A 16,382-nucleotide genomic window follows, 5' to 3' on the forward strand; every position below is an offset into this window, starting at 1 on the left:
ACGCCGGGTACCCGGCGTGTGCAGCCGCCTGGATACCGGGGACGAGCACCGCACTGCCAAGGCCCTGCCCCTGGGCTTCAGGGGCGACTCCCACCGTGTTGAGGAGCCACGCCGGCTCTTGCGGCCGGTACGGTGCGACAGCCTGCTCCGCAGACTCATATGCAGCCGCCCGGTCACCGGCAAGGTCGCCGAGCAACGGGCCGACCTCAGCGAAAGCGGGCGAAGGGTCCTGGTCAGGGGCGGCCCAGACAGCGACAGCGCGGCCCTCGTCCGCAACCCACACGCGCCCGTACACCATCCCGACGCGGGTCAAGCAGAGCTCTTGGAAGCGCCGGATCCGGTCCTCGTGGTCGTCTGCGGCGACCACGTGCCGGGTGTAGGGGTAGTCGGCGAAGGCTCGGGTCAGGGTCTCGACGGCGGCAGGGATGTCGATGTCGGTGCTGGGGCGTACGACAGGGGCGTCCTGAATGTGCGGCGTGCCTGTTGAACGACCTTGCCAGCAGGCGAGTTCCCGGGAGCATTTACGCTGTTCATCACATCGCGACAGCTTTGGGAGAACAGAGTCGACCGGCCTGGCAGATGTCTAGCCTCGCGCTTTCATGAGCGCGCTCGTCCATGCCTTGATCAAATAAGCGGAGAATGCTTCTGACCTGCAACGATAGGACTTGTCTAGGGTCCTGTTGGCTGCTGCACGGAAAGAAGCGCTTTCCAGGTGAGCGAGCGTATCGGGTTGTACCCGCGTGTCCGCGTCGAGAGCGGTGGCAGCGGGGCGGTGCTGCTGGTCGAGACGGTCCGCAAGTCCGACCTGGGCACCGCGATATCGGTGGCATTGGCACAGTGGCGCAAACCGCGGGCAGTGCACGACCCGGGCAAGGTCCTGCTGGATGTCGCGCTCGCGACGGCTCTGGGCGGGGACTGCCTCGCCGATGTCCGGCTCAATGCCTTGCCGAGCCCCGGCTGACCAGCCACACCGACCGCCCCAACGATCCGCACCACCACACCGGGAAAGTGGAACCCGGCGCCCGCCCGACGCGGCAACCGGGCCGTCAACATGCCCCAGCCCCGAAAGACCGCACCTCGCAAACACAGAGTCCCCGTCAGCACACCGACGAGGACTCATGAACGATCGAGGCTCAAGGACCTACCGATCCAGGTACTGGCCCGGATGAGAGGAACCTTCGCCCGACGGGCCCAAACGCGTCAGCTGTTCCCGCTCGAGATCTCTCAAAGCCAGGATGGTCTTCGGCCGTCCCGGCCGGTCGGTGTCCGCCAAGCCCTCCAACCGTGACTCCATGAACCGCTTACGCCACTTGCTGACCGTCATCGCCGACACCTCCAACTCATGGCAGCCCGCGCATACACAACGTCCGGCCAGCGAGACGACTCCCGAAGGCTTGCCTCAACGGCGGGCGCGCCGCGCCGTCATCACAGCGGCCACCGGTGCGAGCATGAACAGGCCGAACATCCAGCGTGCTGTGCTCTGCAGGTCGGTGACGTCCGCGCCGTCGGAGAATCCGATCACGTTGGCGACCATCCCGGCGAACGCCGATCCGAATGCGGTCGCGGTGAGCTGGATCGTCGTGACGGAGGAACCGGCGAGGTCCTGGTCCTCCTTCGGCGTCAACTGCAGGACCCGGGTCAGCAGATGGGGCCATGCCATGCCGATGCCCCAGCCCAGCAGGAGCAGCCCGGCGCCCACTGTCGCGACGGTCGTGACCGCGCCCGAGTGCGCCGGGCCGGTGAAGAAGAGTACGACGAGCCCAATCAGGGAGAAGACCGGACCGGTGCCGATGATCAACCCTCTGCGGTGCTGCATGCCACTGCACGCAATCGAGCCGAGCGTCCAGCCCGCCGCCAGGACGGCGCCCAAATACCCGGCCGCCAGAGGCCCGAGCCCTTGGAGACGCTGCCCGAAGTAAGGCACGTAGACCTCGACGGTACTGGAGAGCACCAGCAGGACCATGGTGACGTAGACGAGCCGCAGCCGCCCGTCCGGGCCGAATGCGGCGGCCGGGATGAGCCGGAGCGTCGCACGCCGCTCACGTCGCAGCCAGGCGACCAGGAGCAACGTGGCTGCCAGGAGTCCGGCGGCGTTGACGGCGAGCCGGGACGAGATACTGGCTGCGGAGATGAGCAGCACGGCCAGGCCGAGCAGGCTCACGCTCGCCCAGGGAATGCGCGGGGCCGACTCCCCCGCCGTCCCCTTGGGCAGTCGCATCGCGCCCCAGAAGGCGAAAAAGAGCAGGAACGGCAGAAGCCCCCAGAACGCGCCTCGCCAGACGTCGAGTTGGGCGAAGAAGCCGCCGAGGGCGGGGCCGACGAGCGTCGCGACGCCCCACATGGCGGAGACGAGCGCCATGGCGCGTGGCCACAGTGCCTCGTTCAGCGTGATGCGGACCATGGCGTAGGAGAGAGCGAAGAGCAGGCCGCCTCCGATGCCCTGTATGAGGCGTCCGGCCAGCAGGACGGGCATCGTCGGGGCGAGCGCGCAGACCACCGTTCCGGCCGCAAGCAACAGTGTCGCGAAGCGGTAGCTGGAGCGCGGGCCGCGGGCTCCGAGGACGGCGGAGGCGGCCGTCGACCCGAGCACGGACGCGAACACGAATATCGTGGTGGCCCAGGCGTACAGGTTCGATCCGCCGATGTCGGCGATGACCGACGGCAGGATGGTGGTCGCAAGGTAGACATTCACGGCGTGCAGCGCGACTCCGGCCGCAAGCGTCGCCGCGACGGCCCCGTGTTCCCGGCCGAGCAACGCTCCCCACCCGGCTGGTGACGGTGACGCAGTCGGCTCCTCGCTTCTGGTGGTCACACGCTTCCCCTTCGAGAGATTCATTACGTGCCGGAACGTAACCTAACACTAGACTGACGGTATGGCTGAAGCGAAACATGCACCCAGCAGTCGGGCCCCGGGCGGCCGCCCGCGCGACGCATCCATCGACCAGGCGATCCTCGACGCGGTGCTCGATCTCCTCGACGAGGTCGGGTACGCCCGGCTCACCGTGGAGGCCGTAGCACGGCGCGCCGACACCACGAAGCCGGCCGTCTACCGGCGCTGGAGCACCCTGCCCAGCTTGGTGCTCGACGCCCTGACCGCTCGCCTGGGCCATCTCAAACCCCCCGCCACCGACTGCACGATCTGCGACCTCAGTGACGCGATCAAGCTGTACGTCGCCGCATTCCAGCGCATGCCACCGGACGCACTCGCCTCACTGCTCGCCGACTACGGCGACGATCCACAACGCCGCGAGACGTTCATGGCCGCCCTCTTCGACCCGCCCCGGACCGCCGTCGGGCAGGCCCTCGACGCCGCCATCGCGCGGGGCGACCTGCGCGACGACGTCGACCGGGACCTGCTGCTCGACCTGCTCGCCTCACTGGTCCACTACCGCGCCTTGTTCGGCCACGCCGTCACCAGCGACGACGAAGCGGAGCAGGCTGTGCACACCCTGCTGCGGGGAGTCGCGGTCGACTATCCGAAGCTGGTGGAGATCAGCCGCAAGAAGGACGGGGATCCGCAGATCCACCACCGCCACACGGGGTGACGCGGGCCAACCCGAGCTCCGCCGCGCCCCAGTCAGCAGACAGCAGCCGAAGATCAGGCCGCCCGCCTCCTCCCCCCTTGCTCCACGTCTGATCCACGCCGCCTCACGGTGAACGCCCTCGAGTGCAAGGCCGAGACGTCACAGCAGCACGGCCGAACCGTCCTTGTGAGCCCCGACGAGTCATCGCCGACGCGGTCAGTGAGCGAGGCGGATCGGGCCCGAGTGCTTCCAGCACACCCCTCCCGCGACATTTTTTGGTCACTTGACCTATATTGGGTGTCATGAATGACGAACTCATCTTTGACGCCGCCGGACCTGTGCTCCTGGTCGGCGGATACGGCACGGTCGGCGCGGAGCTCGCACGGATGGCGGCCCCCTCGTGGCCTCTTGTACTGACGGGACGGACCGTGCAGCGCGGACAGCGACTGGCGGACGAGACGGGCGCGGAACTGCGCACCTGGGACCTGGCGGATCCGGCACCGTTCCGGGCGGAGATCAGCGCGGTCGTCACCGTGGTCAACGATCCGGACGACCGGGTGCTGCGCGCCGCGATCAGCGGCGGGGTGCCGTTCGTGGACGTCACCCGCTGGACCACGCGGTTGCAGCGTGCGGCCACCGTCGCGGCAATGTCGGGCCCGACCGCACCGGTACTCCTGTCCTCCGCGTGGATGGGAGGTGTGACCAGCCTCGTCGCCGCCTGTCTCGGCGACCGGTTGGGCGGCGCGGACACGGTCGACGTGGCCATTCGCTGGGACCTCGCCGACCGGGCGGGCTCGGACTCGGTGGAGTTCATGGACCGCCTCGGACTGGACTACGAGGTGATGCGGGACGGGCAGCGGCACACGGTCATGCCGCTGAGCGATGCCGGCCGCATCCGTATCGGGGAGACACTCACCCGGGTCGCCAGGATCGACACCCCCGAGCAGTTCACTCTCCCCCTCACCCTCTCCGCGCAGACCGCAACCACCCGGATCGGCTTCAGCTCGCCCGCGTCCACGGCGGCCCTGCTGGCCGCCAAGCGGCTCGGGTTCTTCCGCTGGGGCCGCGGCGAGTGCTTCACCGGTGCACGCCGCGGATTGCTGTACGCACCCGGCGAGGGAGGCACAGCCCAGCTCCGCATCGACGTCACCCGCGGGGGCGACACCCTCTCCGCGACCGTGACCGACCAGGCAGGCCAGGCCCACCTGACCGCATTGGGTGCCCTGATGGGGCTGCGCCGGGTACGGGGCGAAGACGGCGCCCCCGCACCGAGCGGCGTGGTTTTCCCCGAACAGCTCCCGAATCCGCAGAACGTGCCGTCAGACCTCGCCGCGCAGGGCGTTGACCTGGTTGTGCTCAGGGCTGTGCGCGACGAACAGGCAGAGGGCAGGGCGGCATGAGCGAACGATCCCCGGGACAGGAGAAACGCACCGCGACTACGACCAAGGGTGCCCAGCGGCGTGCTGCAATCCTGGACGCCGCTGAGAAGATTCTCTTCGAGTCCGGGTACGGCGAGCTGACCATGCGCGCGGTGGCCGTCACGGCACAAACGCGCCTGGGGCACGTGCAGTACTACTTCCCCTCCCGCTCGGAGTTGATCGCCGCCGTCCTGCGCCGCACCCTGAACCGTACGCTCGACAGGCTGGCCCCGTTGTTCACCGAGGCCGCCACACACACCCCATCGAACGCGGAGGGGCTGGTCCGTCAGCTTCTGTCCGAGCACGATGATTCACAACTCGTGCGGGTCTACGCCGAGCTGTGGGCACTGGCGGGCCGCGACGAAGCCGTCGCGGTGGTCCTGCGCACCTTCTACGGCGACTACCAGAACCATGTGGCCAGGCTCCTCCGCACTCACAACCCCTCACTCCCCGACACTGTTTGCCAGGCACGGGCGAACGTTTTCACCGTGCTGATCGAAGGAGCGGCGCTCTTCCGTTCCGGCATCGCTGCCCACCGCACCGAGGCCGCCGACGCGGAACTCATCAACACGGCCACTGCCTTGCTCGGCTGACGGAGCCAGTGGAAGAGCGCGGTGGCACCGGCGCGGGATGACCCGACCGCCTTCCGCCGACTGCGGCGATCCCACAGGAGAACAGATGCAGTGGATGTCGCTGACGCCCGGCGCCGGTCCGGGCAAATCAACCGGCTCGCCACGCGGCTCAGCAAGAGCCCCCGATGACGGCGCAATTGTTGAATCGCGGTGGGCGGGCCCTCGACCGGCAAGACCCGCGCCTGCCGGGAAGCCGTCGCCCTGCTGCGAACGGGACGAGCACGGGCGGCTGTGGCATCCCGTCGACTCCACCAGCCCCGACGCCACCCTGACCGGACTCGCCAACATCGCCCGGTGATCTGACTGAACGAGGCGACGCCGACGCATCGGCCCGCACACGTGCGCACGCATCCACCGGCGGGCGGTCGTCGATCACTGGCCCGCGCCGAGCCAGGTCAGTGAACCGAGGGTCGATCAGGATCCTCCCCCGACAACCATTGCTCGATTCATAACCGATCGGATCGGGATAGACAGGAGTTGGTGGATGAGGATGCCGACGCTCGGCAGACCCGCTGCTATAGGGACCGTGGCTGTGCGGGTGGCGGCCGCGCCGCCCGAAGTGACCGAGCGCGTCGCGGCCGACAACTCCCGATGATGCCTCGTGATCCCAAGCCCCGCCGATGGAGTGCGTGAGTGGGGTACATGGCTAGCTGTTGAGAATCGGCAGGCGCTGGCCGGCAGAGGTCACTCCGGCCAGGTGGACACCGCCGCCTCGGGGGTAAAGGGAGCGCCCACCTCGGTCTTATCTCATTCGTGTAGAACGTGGAAGCCCCGTTGGGGTCCGAGTCGATTTGCCCCGGTCAGCCGACCGTAAGGAAGGCTCAATTCCCCATCGAGGACAGGACGGCCCAAGAAGCCAATGCCGGAAGCCGAAAGGAAACGGGCAGACGATCGGACTCTCCGCCGGTCGCCCCCGCATAACCGTCCGGATACGGACACTGCCCTGACCCGAAAGGGTGCTGACGTGGTCCGGGTGAGCCTGGGCAGAATCAGTGGATAGCGACGACGGAACGGAGGGGCAAGTTGGACACATACAGATAGCGGACGGAACGGCCTCAGACCTTCCAGACGTGTCTGTGCCGGTGAACGGACCCGAGGACGCGGTCACCGTGCGCGGCGGTCCCGGGCGAGCCCTGCAGCCCTCAAGCACGTCGGGCAGTGGAGACCACGGCGGTGTTCGCCGCGACGATCACGGCGATCGCGACCCAGTCGAGGTGGTCGTGGTGCTGCCCGAGGACGACGAGGCCGACCAGGGCCGCGAAAACGGGGTTGGCGCTCATGAACACCCCGAAGAAGTGCGCCGGGACGCGGCGCAGGGCCAGTAGGTCGGCGAGGAACGGCACCGCCGAAGAAAGCACTCCGGCCGCCAGGGCGCACCCCAGCGCCGCCAAGGTGGGTCGGTGGTGCCAGAGCACCCAGGCGCCGATGGGAAGGTAGAGGGCTGCGGAGACGGCCGCGGCTGCGGCTGCGCCTTCCAGGCCGGGCAGCCGAGCGCCGACGGTCCGGTTGAGCAAGATGTAGCAGCCCCAGCACACTGCGGCCAGCGCTGCCAGGCAAATGCCGAAGTAATCGGTGGACGGCGTGGGGCGGGTGAGGACCACCACCGCGCCCGCGGCCGCCACGCCAGCAACGAGGTCGGTGCGGCGGCGGGATCCGCACAGGGCCACGGTCAGCGGGCCCAGGAACTCCAGGGTGACGGCCAGGCCGAGCCCGATCCGCTCGATCGCCACGTACAAGGACAGGTTCATCGCGGCGAAAACCAGCGCGAGCCCCAGCACCGGCCACCACTGCGCAGCGGTGAACCGCCTCAGCCGCGGCCTGCCGACCGCGCCGAGCACGGCGGCGGCCACCCACTGGCGGACCGCCACGACACCCACCGGGCCGATGACCGGGAACGCCAGCGCCGCGATGGCGGCCCCCGTCTGGTTGGACAGGCCGCTTCCCAGCATCAGGGCCACCCCGCCCCAACGCCCTCCGCCACGGGTCCCGCCGTGTGCGGCGGGAGCAGGCACCACGGCGGGGGAGGCACAGGAGTCGATTTGCATACCCATCACCATGGGCACATCACTGGCATACGCAAAATACATTCGCATGTCCATCGATACGCTGGGTGTATGGATGAGCGTACGGATGACGAGCGGCGCAGCGTCCAGGCCCTGGAACTGAAACACCTGCGGTGCCTGGCCGCCATCATCGACACCGGCACCTTCACCGACGCAGCCCACGAACTAGCCTCGATCGTTCATGAGTCCTCGTTGGTTCGCTGATGGGGACTCTCTGCTTGCGGGGTGCGAAATTTCGTGGGCTGGGGCAGGTTGGCCGCCCGGCTGTCGCGTCGGGTGGGCGCCGGGTTCCACGGCTCCGGGGTGTGGTTATGGCTCGTCGGGACGGTCGGATTTGTTGGTCAGCCGGGGTTCGGCAGGGCTACGAGTCGCTGGATTGCGCGGGTGATCACATCCGTCCAGGGCCATCGGTCGGTGAAGCGGAGCCGGCGGCGGCGGCCGGTGGTGACCAGCTGGGCGGTGGCAGAGAACAGCCGCAGGCGAAGCCGTTTGGGCTCCCAGCGGCGGGTTTCCGCTGCCAGGGCGAGCATCGGCATCCACGCGAGGAGGTCGAGTGCGATCTGGACGATCTCCAGCCAGATCCGGTTCTGGGCGGTGTCGTGCAGGGGCAGGTTGCGCAGGCCGGTGTCGCGGGCGTTTCGGATGCGGTCCTCGCAGCGGGCCCGGCGGCGGTGACGTAGTTCCAGGTCGGCGAGCTGGCCGCCCTGGGTGTTGGTCGCGAAACAGGTGAGCCGTAGTCCGTCGAGGTCGGTGAATCGCAACTGGGCGCCGGGGTGTGGTCGTTCTTTGCGGACGATGAGCCGCATGCCCTTGGGCCAGGTGATCAGGTCGGGGATGTCGGTGATCTCTGCGACCCAGGCGCCGGGCCGCTCGGTGCCGCCGGAGTCGTAGGCCGGCGTCCATGCCTTCTTCGGGATCTTCAGGACGGCCTGGTGGATGGCGTCGGTGATGGTCATTCCGACGGAATACGACAGCCACCGGCCCCGGCGGGAGAGCCAGTCGAGGAAGGCATGGGTGCCGCCGGCGGAGTCGGTGCGGATTAGCGTCTTGCGGCCCCGCCGCAGGTGCTTGGGGAGTTGGGCCAGGGCGAGTTGGGCTGTTTCGATGTGATCGCTCGCGGTGTTGGAGCCGGCGTTGCCGGGCCGCAGCAACGCGGCCACCGGCTCTCCGGAACCGGCCTGGCCGTGGTCGACGAACGCGACGAGCGGATGATGGCCGAAGGTCTTCTTCCAGGTCGCGGTGGCATCCTGCTTCTCGGAGTGCGCAAGGACGAGCACGCCGTCGATGTCCACGATGACGTGACCGTCGGCGGCCGGACTTCTCATTCCGGCCAGTTCCCAGACCTGCGAGCGCACTTCGGCCCGCGCCGACCGGATCGCGGTGAGTGCCTTCGGTCCGGCCGCGGCAAGGGTGTCGACGAGGCGGGAGACCGTGGGGTCGGATGCCACCGGGCCGAACACATCGGGCTCAGCCCGCAGCATGGCGACATCGGCGAGACAGTCCCCGCCCAGAGCGACTCCGAGCGCGACATCCAGCAAGACCTTGCCCGGGTCGTGCACCGTCCGCGGCTTGCGCCACGGCGCCAGTGCCGTCGATATCGCGGAGTCCAGACCACACTTGCGGACCGTCTCGACCAGCAGCACCGCCCCAGCCTGCGAGACCGTCCCGCTGCCACTGCCCTCGACGCGAACACGCGGGTACAACCCGATACGCTTACTCACCTGGAGAGTGCTTCTTTCCGTGCAGCCAACAGGACCCTAGACAAGTCCCATCGTTGCAGGTCAGAAGCACTCTCCGCTTATTTGATCAAGCATCGGACAACCCACCTCGTGAAAGCGCGAGGCTAAGGCAACTCAAGGGTGCCGACACCCGGGGCATGGCTCACGCATCCTGCGGGCAGCGAGGACCACGAAGGGGAGCCGCACCCGTCTCGTATCAAGTGGTCCCCGTGGTCCCCTCGCGGCCGGTCCACTGGCGATGAACCAATGCCGTCCCTTTAGCAACGGCCGGCACCATGAGTTGACCTGTCGGTGGGTGATGAGGCAGCAGGCGAGTTCGAGAAGGGCTTCGTGGATGCCTGCTCGTCGTTCCCAGCCAATACAGGGACGTCTGAATCCATGGATCCAGGCGAAGCTGCGTTCGACGACGCAGCGGTAGGTGCCCAGTCCTGTGCCGTGAAGGCTGCCGCGGCGGGCGAGGGCCGGTGAGGATCACGGCGAGCGGCGTGCCGTGTCCGTCGCTGATCAGGGGTGTTTCGATCCGGTTCGGCCACGATCGACCGGACTCGGTCCTGCCTGGACTCCCCCTGTTTTTGGCTCGCACGTGACTGGAGTCGACCACCGCACCCGACCAGTCGAGACGGGCCGCCGCATTGAGCTCGGCCGGCAGCACTTCGTGCAGCCGCTGCCGGACGCCGGCCTCGTACCGGTCCCGCAGTCGCCGCCAGCAGGTCGTGCCCGAAAGGCGGTCATGGACCCGGATGCCGGCCGGAGACTCGTGCTCGTGCGGCGCAAGGACCTCCTCCGGCTTCTGACCTCCGGTTTCGTGGCCCGGCGTATGGACCGTGGCCGGCGGGTACAGCACGCCAGTCCGCGCCTGGCCGGCTCCGGACACGACACGACGCACAGTTGCACGACCTGGTGGACTGCGTCTGTCCCCGCATCGCGACCAACGGGAACGGCCTGGCTGCAGTGGCCGTCGCAGCAGCCAGGGAGACCGGCTACTACCGTCCCCCACTGTGCATGAGTTGTTGGTGTTTGCAGGGAGCCGTAGTGTCGGTAGTGCCGCAGTCAGAAGCAAGGAGCGGCACAGCAACCTCCTGAAGGAGGCCAAGATGAACGCACGCAATATCTTCCGGAACAGGGACCGGGACCGCGATCGCGGCGACCGAGGATTCGGACGGGACCGTGACCGGCGGTACGGAGACCGGGACAACGGACGCGGAGACCGTTTCGGCGGTCGCAACGACCGGTGGTGCGGCTACTGACCGTAGGTCCTCCAACCCCCATGGGACTCGAGGCGGACTCGCGCCGATCGCGCGGGTCCGTCTCGCGGTCCGGGGCCCCCGTCCATGGCATCGGACCATGGCCCGAGCACCTCTGTGACGTGACGCCATGAGCCTTCGCAGCTCACCTCGGTGCCCAGCGCCCCCCGAGGAGCCCACTCAGCACTCGGCGACGGATATCCCGATCCGTACCGATCCCGTCAGCATCGCGCTCGCATTCCGGCGCTTCTGGCCACTGACCAGAGGCGACCGGCGCTGGATTCTGCTGATCTGCCTGTTCGCCATTATGGCCGCGATCGCCGAGACCATCACGATCCTGCTCTTCGCCGAACTCACCGACACCGCTCTGCGGAACGGCTCGGTCAGCGCCTTCTGGAAGCCCGCCGGCCAATGGCTCACCGTGGCGGTCATCGGTGCGGTGGTGGGGTACCTGGGCAGCTCCCTCGCGGCCTGGACCGCCGAACGCTTCGTACTGCGGCTCCGGGCCCGGGTCTTCTCGCACCTCCAGACGCTGCCGCCGCACTTCTTCCAGCGCAACCGCCGCGGTGACCTGGTGGAGCGGCTGACCGGTGACGTGGACGCCATCGAACAGCTTGTGGTGACCGGGATCGTCGCGGTGGTGTCGGCCGTGTTCAGCGCCCTCTTCTACGCGGCGGCGGCTCTGTGGCTGCGGTGGGAACTGGCCTTGGCCACGTTTCTCCTGGTTCCGCTCTTCTACGCCGCGACCCGCAGCTTCACCGGTCGCCTGCGCGAGGTGTCCCGTCGCGGACGTGCGGCGGACGGTGCCATCACGGCGGTGGTCGAGGAGACCCTCGTCAATGTCGTCCTGACCCAGGCGTACAACCGGCAGCACGACGAGGAGGAAAGGCTCCTCGACAAAGCGGCGAAGCGGCTGAAGGCAGCGGTCACGGCCGTACGGCTCACCGGGCTCTACGCACAAGTCGTAGAGGTACTCGAAACGTTCTGCATCCTGACGATCATCGGCCTCGGGGCCTGGGAGATCTCCGCAGGGCGGATGACCCTCGGCGAGCTCCTCGCCTTCGCCGCCTTCGTCGGCTACCTCTACCCGCCGGTCCGCTCGCTCGGCCAGTTCGGACTGACGGCCACCGCGGCCACGGCCGGAGCCGAGCGGCTGCTGGAGATCCTCGACGCCCGGCCCGCCGTCACCGACCCGGCCGGTTCCGTGACCGCCCCCACCCGCAGCCGCGCGTCCGGTGTCGTGGAGGCGCACCAGGTCCGCTTCCACTACCCGAACAACACCGAGCCGGTTCTCCATGAGCTGTCGTTCAGCGCGAGCCCGGGGGAACTGCTGGTCATCACCGGCCCCAGCGGCGCGGGCAAGTCGACGCTGGCCGCCCTGCTGCTGAGGTTCTACGACCCCGACAGCGGCAGCATCCGGCTGGACGGGGTATCCGTGGACAAGCTGCCGCTGACCTATCTCCGCCAGAACATCACGCTCCTGCCCCAGGACACCCTCGTCCTGCACGACAGCATCGAGGTGAACATCGGCTGCGGACGGGACGGCGCCACCCACCAGGACGTCGTGGAGGCCGCGCGAGCCGCCGACGCCGATGCCTTCATCCGGGCCCTCCCGGACGGATACGACACCGTCCTCTCCCCCGGCACCTCGCGGCTCTCCGGAGGACAGCTGCAGCGCGTCGCGATCGCCCGCGCCATGCTGCGTGACGCGCCCGTCCTGCTGCTCGACGAACCCACCACCGGACTCGACACCCTGGCCGCGGAGCGCATCCTCACACCACTGCGACGCCTCGCCGAAGGACGTACCACCATCGTGATCACGCACGATCTGTCGCTGGCCGCCAACGCGGACCGCATTCTGGTCCTGGACCGGGGACAGCTGGTGCAGTCGGGTACGCACACCCAACTCCTCAGCCAGAGGGGCCTGTACGCCACACTCCTCGATGGCCGCCCACGGCCGCACAACGGACCCACGTACACCGCTGCCCGGCCACCCGGTACCCACTGGCAGTGACCGGCCGGCTCCGGCGGACCCGCTCCTCCACCTGCCGGACACCGCGATGTGCGGTGCCCCCGCAGAGGTTGACGCCGGACAGGTGCGAGTCACCCGAAGGAGTCTGCGCCCACGCTCGCCTTGCGGCGCAGGAGATATCCGCCGACGCCGAGCGCGCTGCCGCTGAGGACGAGGACGCTTCCGACCGCCAGTTCCTGTTCGGCGTCACTCCAGTTGTCCGCGGCCACGACGGGCGAGGGACGGCGTTCGTGGTGTTGGCGCGCGTTCGGGCCGGGATGGCCACCGTCCTGGTGGGGCCCTCCGATGTGGAGCGGTTTCTTCGGGTCCCAGGTGGACTCAGAGGTACCCATGACAATCAATGCCACACTGCTGAGGACCGTAGCGGCAGCGGCCGATGTGAGGAGAACTCGGGTATAGCGCATTCCCCTGCTCCTTTCGCTGCCACGTCGCTGCCACGCCGTCAGCTGGTATCTTTTTTCGGTCATTCGTGAACTTCACTGGTCAACGTGAAGTGAGATCCCCCGCTCGGCCATACTCGGGAAGGTCTCACCCACGGCGCCGGGGCCGTCTGGCCGTCGCGGCCCTGCTTCCGGGCCTCTTGCTCTTCTGTGCACCGATGCCGAGCTCAATATCAGAGCCAGTCGCACAAGTTTCCTTGTACATTCCTCGAATTACCAGCAAGGTCAACCCGACTGGTGGCACCATCAGGCCCTTGCAGATCCGGCCCACCGCCTGCTGGGTGAATGCCGACGAGGATCCGTGTCCTGGAGACAGCCCGCAACGTTAAGCCCGGCGCGCGTGAATCCGCCCCACGGGTCACGCAATTCAGGGCCCTGACCGGTTAGGCCAGGGCCCTGAGCGCCTCGAAGGGTGTTTCGCCCTGCTTCCTCATCCTGGATTGCCGGGCTGCGCACGGTTTCCACGCTGCGTATGTCGGGGTTCGGGTGGATTCAGCGGCGAGCCCGTAGGTCATGAGGCTGATCGTCGCGAGGCAGATACCGGCTTCGGAACGGTGTGCGTGGGCTTCGCAGTCGCGGACCAGGCGCCGGTTGAGGCGTCCGAGTCCGCTCGACGCGTCAGCAGCGGGGCAACACGGTAGAACCCCTGGTGGTGTGGTCCCGCCGGACGATGTGCGCGTCGATTCCGAGGGCGGCGGTGGTGAGAGGCTTGAACTCCCACCTGCGGGAGCCGTCCGCTCCGTTGGATGAGGGGGCTATTCCCTCTCGCGCTCAGGCCGACGGCCAGGCCGGTCTGCGGGGTCGGCTTCCTGCGCGAACTGCTCATGGAGGCGCCGGGCCTCTTCATGCAGCCGACGTCGTTCCTCCGGGCTGACCGCTCGTTCAGCGCGCTCGTTCAGCTGACGTACCTTTTCCTGCATCTGCTGCGGGCGGCTGGGGAACTCACCTGCAACGCTCATCGTCACTCCTTAGGTGGGAGGTGGGGGCACTCCGTAGCCAACCAGCTCCCCTCCGTCATCGCACCCTAAAGGGTCACCTTCCGCGATCGCCGCAGGTGAGCAGGATTGCGGTTGCCCTCGCTCACCGAGGCTGCGCTGGTCGCTGATGCCCTTCCGGGCCGCCGTGGCTGTGCCGAACGCCGCGAGCGCTTCCGGGTGGGCGTCCCGCCAAGACGGGTGGCCGAGGAGGCTCCGGCCATCGATTTCCAGGTGCCAGTCCAGGCGCGGGCAGGATCCGCACGACCTGCGGCACAAATGGACGACCGTGACCTTGACCGGCGGCGTCTCTACGCACGAAGTGTCCCGCCCGCTCGGGCGCCGCTCGATCAAGGTCACGGTGGACCGGTACGGCCACCTCACCCAGGACGGCCAGGAACGCTGCCGTCAGGTCGTCGAGGCGGCCATGGGTCCCTACACGGTCACAGCAGACCGAGCGACCGCAGAGCGCGGTGCTGAGTCGGTTCCGGGTTCGCCGGCCAGTAGATGTAGCAGACCCCTCCCGTACCGCCCCTGACCTGCCCATTCGCGTCGTAGCGCTTGGTCCGCAGCCAGATGTTCTCCCACTCGTGCCGCCGGTAGACGCGGCGGACCGCCTCGTCGCTCGGTGACGCGGGGTCGTTGGCGATCACATCGCCGTCCGAGGTGAAGCCGATCACGGTCATCAGGTGGCCCGAGGTGCCGTACCCCGCACCCGTCAGCTCCTCCTTGAGGAACGACTGCGACGTTATGGCCGGGATCCCCGCCCCGATCAGCGTCTCCAGGTCCTTCAGCGAGCCCAGCCGGGTCACCACGGCGCTCATGTCCTCGTACGTGGCCGCGTAGGCGGCGTTGAACGGCCAGTTGCCGCAGCCCTCGTACTGGTTGTCGTAGGTGAAGCGCGCCGCGTGGCAGACCTGCGGGTCCTGAAGTCCCGGTTTGACCCAGGCGAGGTCCTCGGCGCTGGGCCGGCGGCCCCAGTACTCGATGATCATCTGCGAGGAGGTGGGGCTGCACCACGCCTCGCCGCCGTTGTCGTACTCGGGGTACTGGCCCGCGTGCACGTTCTGCGAGTAGCGCGGCACCGGCAGTTCCCGGACCAGGCCGGGGACGGAGGCGGGCACGGTGAAGCGGTCGGGGATGTCCGAGGCCATCGCGCCCACCCGCCACACCGTGGGGGTGAGCCGGGTACCCGGGGTGCGGTACAGGGTCAGCCGCAGCCGGTAGGACAGGAGCCGCAGGCCGCTCGCCGCGTCGTCCACCGAGAAGGTGTCGGTCCAGACGGAGCTCTTGCCGTCGCTCTGGTCATCGACGGAGGTCCGGCGGATATCGCCGTCGCCCGCCGCCCAGCGGCCCATGACGTACCAGGGGGTACCGGTGCCGTCCGAGTAGCTGCCCTGCAGTTCGATCTGGATCCAGGTGCCGGCCGGCGTGTGCGCGTTCCAGGAGGCGATGGCCTCGGTGGCCGGGACGGCGGAGCGGTGGACGGGTGAGGTCCAGGTCGCGTACTCCCAGGCCGCCTTCGTACCGGTGTGCGGGTCCGTGTAGTCGGTGCTCCCCAGCGCGTGGCCGATGACCAGGCCCGCCCGGCGGCCCGCGACGGCACGGGTTCCGGCGCCGGAGCCGCAGCGCCAGTCGGTGTACGTGCTCCAGGAATGGTTGTCCACGGAAGAGGCTGCCGCCGAAGGTGCGCGGTGCGGGGTACGGGAGGGAGCGGCGGAGGCGGTGGACGACACCGCTCCGGCGCCGGCCGCGGCCGCGATGGCGGCGGTGAGCACGGTTCTGCGTGAGGTCGGACTGGGCATGGGCGAGACCCCCGGTCGTAAGCGGAATGGGGCTGCAGGTACACGACAGTGGGCCAACTATTGCGGGTCGTCACCCGGTTCGGCCAGCGATTCGCCTCGTGCCACAGGACCAATATTGGTCTCGACCACTGGCGTGACCTGCAACGGCTTCGCTGCGGCTCGTAGGCTGGACGAATGAACGACCTCTCGCTCCACGCCGCGTGGCTGGGCACCCTGCCGCCGTCCTGCGGACCGGTCCGGCTGATCGCCGTCGACGGCCACGCGGGATCGGGCAAGAGCACCCTCGCCGCCCGGCTCGCGGCGGTGCTCGACGGCGCACCCGTACTGCACCTGGACGACCTGGCGACCCACGAAGAGCCGTTCGACTGGACGGACCGGCTCCGGGACCAGGTCATCGAGCCGCTGTCGCACGGGGATCGCGCGCACTACGAGCCGTACGACTGGACGGCCCGGAGCTTCCGCCCGTCGCGCAGCCTGGAACCCGCCCCGGTGGTTCTGGTCGAGGGGGTCG

12 protein-coding genes and 3 pseudogenes are annotated in these 16,382 nt (G+C 68.6%); 7 read left to right on the plus strand and 8 right to left on the minus strand.

Features of this window, described 5'->3' with window-relative positions:
• The coding region (locus J1C73_RS03010; RefSeq protein ID WP_372446643.1) for an N-acetyltransferase at positions 1-427 on the minus strand (427 nt) is incomplete at its 3' end.
• Between the two features lie 285 nt (positions 428-712).
• Here J1C73_RS03010 and J1C73_RS03015 point away from each other — a divergent pair.
• Positions 713-931 (plus strand): annotated as a pseudogene (locus J1C73_RS03015) (IS1380 family transposase); the annotation flags it as partial.
• Between the two features lie 468 nt (positions 932-1,399).
• Here the strand turns inward: J1C73_RS03015 and J1C73_RS03020 are convergent.
• Positions 1,400-2,812: an MFS transporter gene (locus J1C73_RS03020; RefSeq protein WP_207314958.1), complete on the minus strand. Its 1,413-nt coding sequence runs from the start codon at positions 2,810-2,812 to the stop codon at positions 1,400-1,402.
• A gap of 61 nt (positions 2,813-2,873) precedes the next feature.
• Here J1C73_RS03020 and J1C73_RS03025 point away from each other — a divergent pair, with 61 nt between their 5' ends.
• The 3 genes from J1C73_RS03025 to J1C73_RS03035 all read left to right on the plus strand — a co-directional run bounded on the left by J1C73_RS03025 (position 2,874) and on the right by J1C73_RS03035 (position 5,535).
• Positions 2,874-3,545, plus strand: a complete 672-nt coding sequence (locus tag J1C73_RS03025) for a TetR/AcrR family transcriptional regulator (protein ID WP_207314959.1) — start codon at positions 2,874-2,876, stop codon at positions 3,543-3,545.
• 281 nt (positions 3,546-3,826) lie between these two features.
• On the plus strand, positions 3,827-4,924 hold the full coding sequence (locus tag J1C73_RS03030; protein WP_207314960.1) for a saccharopine dehydrogenase family protein: 1,098 nt from the start codon (positions 3,827-3,829) through the stop codon (positions 4,922-4,924).
• Positions 4,921-5,535, plus strand: a complete 615-nt coding sequence (locus J1C73_RS03035) for a TetR/AcrR family transcriptional regulator (protein WP_207314961.1) — start codon at positions 4,921-4,923, stop codon at positions 5,533-5,535. Before J1C73_RS03030 ends, J1C73_RS03035 begins: the two co-directional genes overlap by 4 nt.
• Before the next feature lie 1,181 nt (positions 5,536-6,716).
• Here J1C73_RS03035 and J1C73_RS03040 read toward each other — a convergent pair.
• Positions 6,717-7,619 carry an EamA family transporter gene (locus J1C73_RS03040; protein ID WP_242643635.1) on the minus strand — a complete coding sequence of 301 codons (903 nt, stop codon included), beginning with the start codon at positions 7,617-7,619 and terminating at the stop codon, positions 6,717-6,719.
• Between the two features lie 69 nt (positions 7,620-7,688).
• Here J1C73_RS03040 and J1C73_RS03045 point away from each other — a divergent pair.
• A pseudogene (locus tag J1C73_RS03045) lies at positions 7,689-7,805 on the plus strand (LysR family transcriptional regulator); the annotation flags it as partial.
• Positions 7,806-7,978: 173 nt separating this feature from the next.
• Here J1C73_RS03045 and J1C73_RS03050 read toward each other — a convergent pair.
• Together J1C73_RS03050 and J1C73_RS03055 are read right to left on the minus strand one after the other, a co-directional pair.
• Positions 7,979-9,358 carry an IS1380 family transposase gene (locus J1C73_RS03050; protein ID WP_207314962.1) on the minus strand — a complete coding sequence of 460 codons (1,380 nt, stop codon included), beginning with the start codon at positions 9,356-9,358 and terminating at the stop codon, positions 7,979-7,981.
• A gap of 291 nt (positions 9,359-9,649) precedes the next feature.
• Positions 9,650-10,097, minus strand: a pseudogene (locus J1C73_RS03055) (transposase family protein); the annotation flags it as partial.
• 653 nt (positions 10,098-10,750) lie between these two features.
• On the opposite strand from J1C73_RS03055, the gene J1C73_RS03060 reads away from it, so the two are divergent.
• Positions 10,751-12,634, plus strand: a complete 1,884-nt coding sequence (locus J1C73_RS03060) for an ABC transporter ATP-binding protein (protein WP_207314963.1) — start codon at positions 10,751-10,753, stop codon at positions 12,632-12,634.
• An 89-nt stretch (positions 12,635-12,723) separates the two neighbouring features.
• On the opposite strand, the gene J1C73_RS03065 is transcribed toward J1C73_RS03060, so the two are convergent.
• From J1C73_RS03065 to J1C73_RS03070, 3 genes are all read right to left on the minus strand, one after another.
• Positions 12,724-12,984, minus strand: a complete 261-nt coding sequence (locus tag J1C73_RS03065; RefSeq protein WP_207314964.1) for a hypothetical protein — start codon at positions 12,982-12,984, stop codon at positions 12,724-12,726.
• 863 nt (positions 12,985-13,847) lie between these two features.
• Complete coding sequence (locus J1C73_RS34455; protein WP_164494595.1) at positions 13,848-14,051, minus strand: DUF6381 family protein; 204 nt, start codon at positions 14,049-14,051, stop codon at positions 13,848-13,850.
• A gap of 458 nt (positions 14,052-14,509) precedes the next feature.
• Positions 14,510-15,871, minus strand: a complete 1,362-nt coding sequence (locus J1C73_RS03070) for a C39 family peptidase (protein ID WP_207314965.1) — start codon at positions 15,869-15,871, stop codon at positions 14,510-14,512.
• 174 nt (positions 15,872-16,045) lie between these two features.
• Between J1C73_RS03070 and J1C73_RS03075 the strand changes: the two genes are divergently transcribed.
• Positions 16,046-16,382, plus strand: a 337-nt coding sequence (locus J1C73_RS03075; RefSeq protein WP_372446642.1) for a uridine kinase family protein, incomplete at its 3' end; no start/stop codon positions are given.

This window comes from Streptomyces laculatispora (genome assembly GCF_017353455.1).
In the GTDB taxonomy this organism is placed as follows: domain Bacteria; phylum Actinomycetota; class Actinomycetes; order Streptomycetales; family Streptomycetaceae; genus Streptomyces; species Streptomyces laculatispora.

Coding starts and splice junctions, on each gene's coding strand:
- J1C73_RS03025 (WP_207314959.1), top strand. CDS start 2,874: ATGGCTGAAGCGAAACATGCACCCAGCAGTCGGGCCCCGGGCGGCCGC.
- J1C73_RS03030 (WP_207314960.1), top strand. CDS start 3,827: ATGAATGACGAACTCATCTTTGACGCCGCCGGACCTGTGCTCCTGGTC.
- J1C73_RS03035 (WP_207314961.1), top strand. CDS start 4,921: ATGAGCGAACGATCCCCGGGACAGGAGAAACGCACCGCGACTACGACC.
- J1C73_RS03040 (WP_242643635.1), bottom strand. CDS start 7,619: ATGCAAATCGACTCCTGTGCCTCCCCCGCCGTGGTGCCTGCTCCCGCC.
- J1C73_RS03060 (WP_207314963.1), top strand. CDS start 10,751: ATGAGCCTTCGCAGCTCACCTCGGTGCCCAGCGCCCCCCGAGGAGCCC.
- J1C73_RS03065 (WP_207314964.1), bottom strand. CDS start 12,984: ATGGGTACCTCTGAGTCCACCTGGGACCCGAAGAAACCGCTCCACATC.
- J1C73_RS34455 (WP_164494595.1), bottom strand. CDS start 14,051: ATGAGCGTTGCAGGTGAGTTCCCCAGCCGCCCGCAGCAGATGCAGGAA.
- J1C73_RS03070 (WP_207314965.1), bottom strand. CDS start 15,871: ATGCCCAGTCCGACCTCACGCAGAACCGTGCTCACCGCCGCCATCGCG.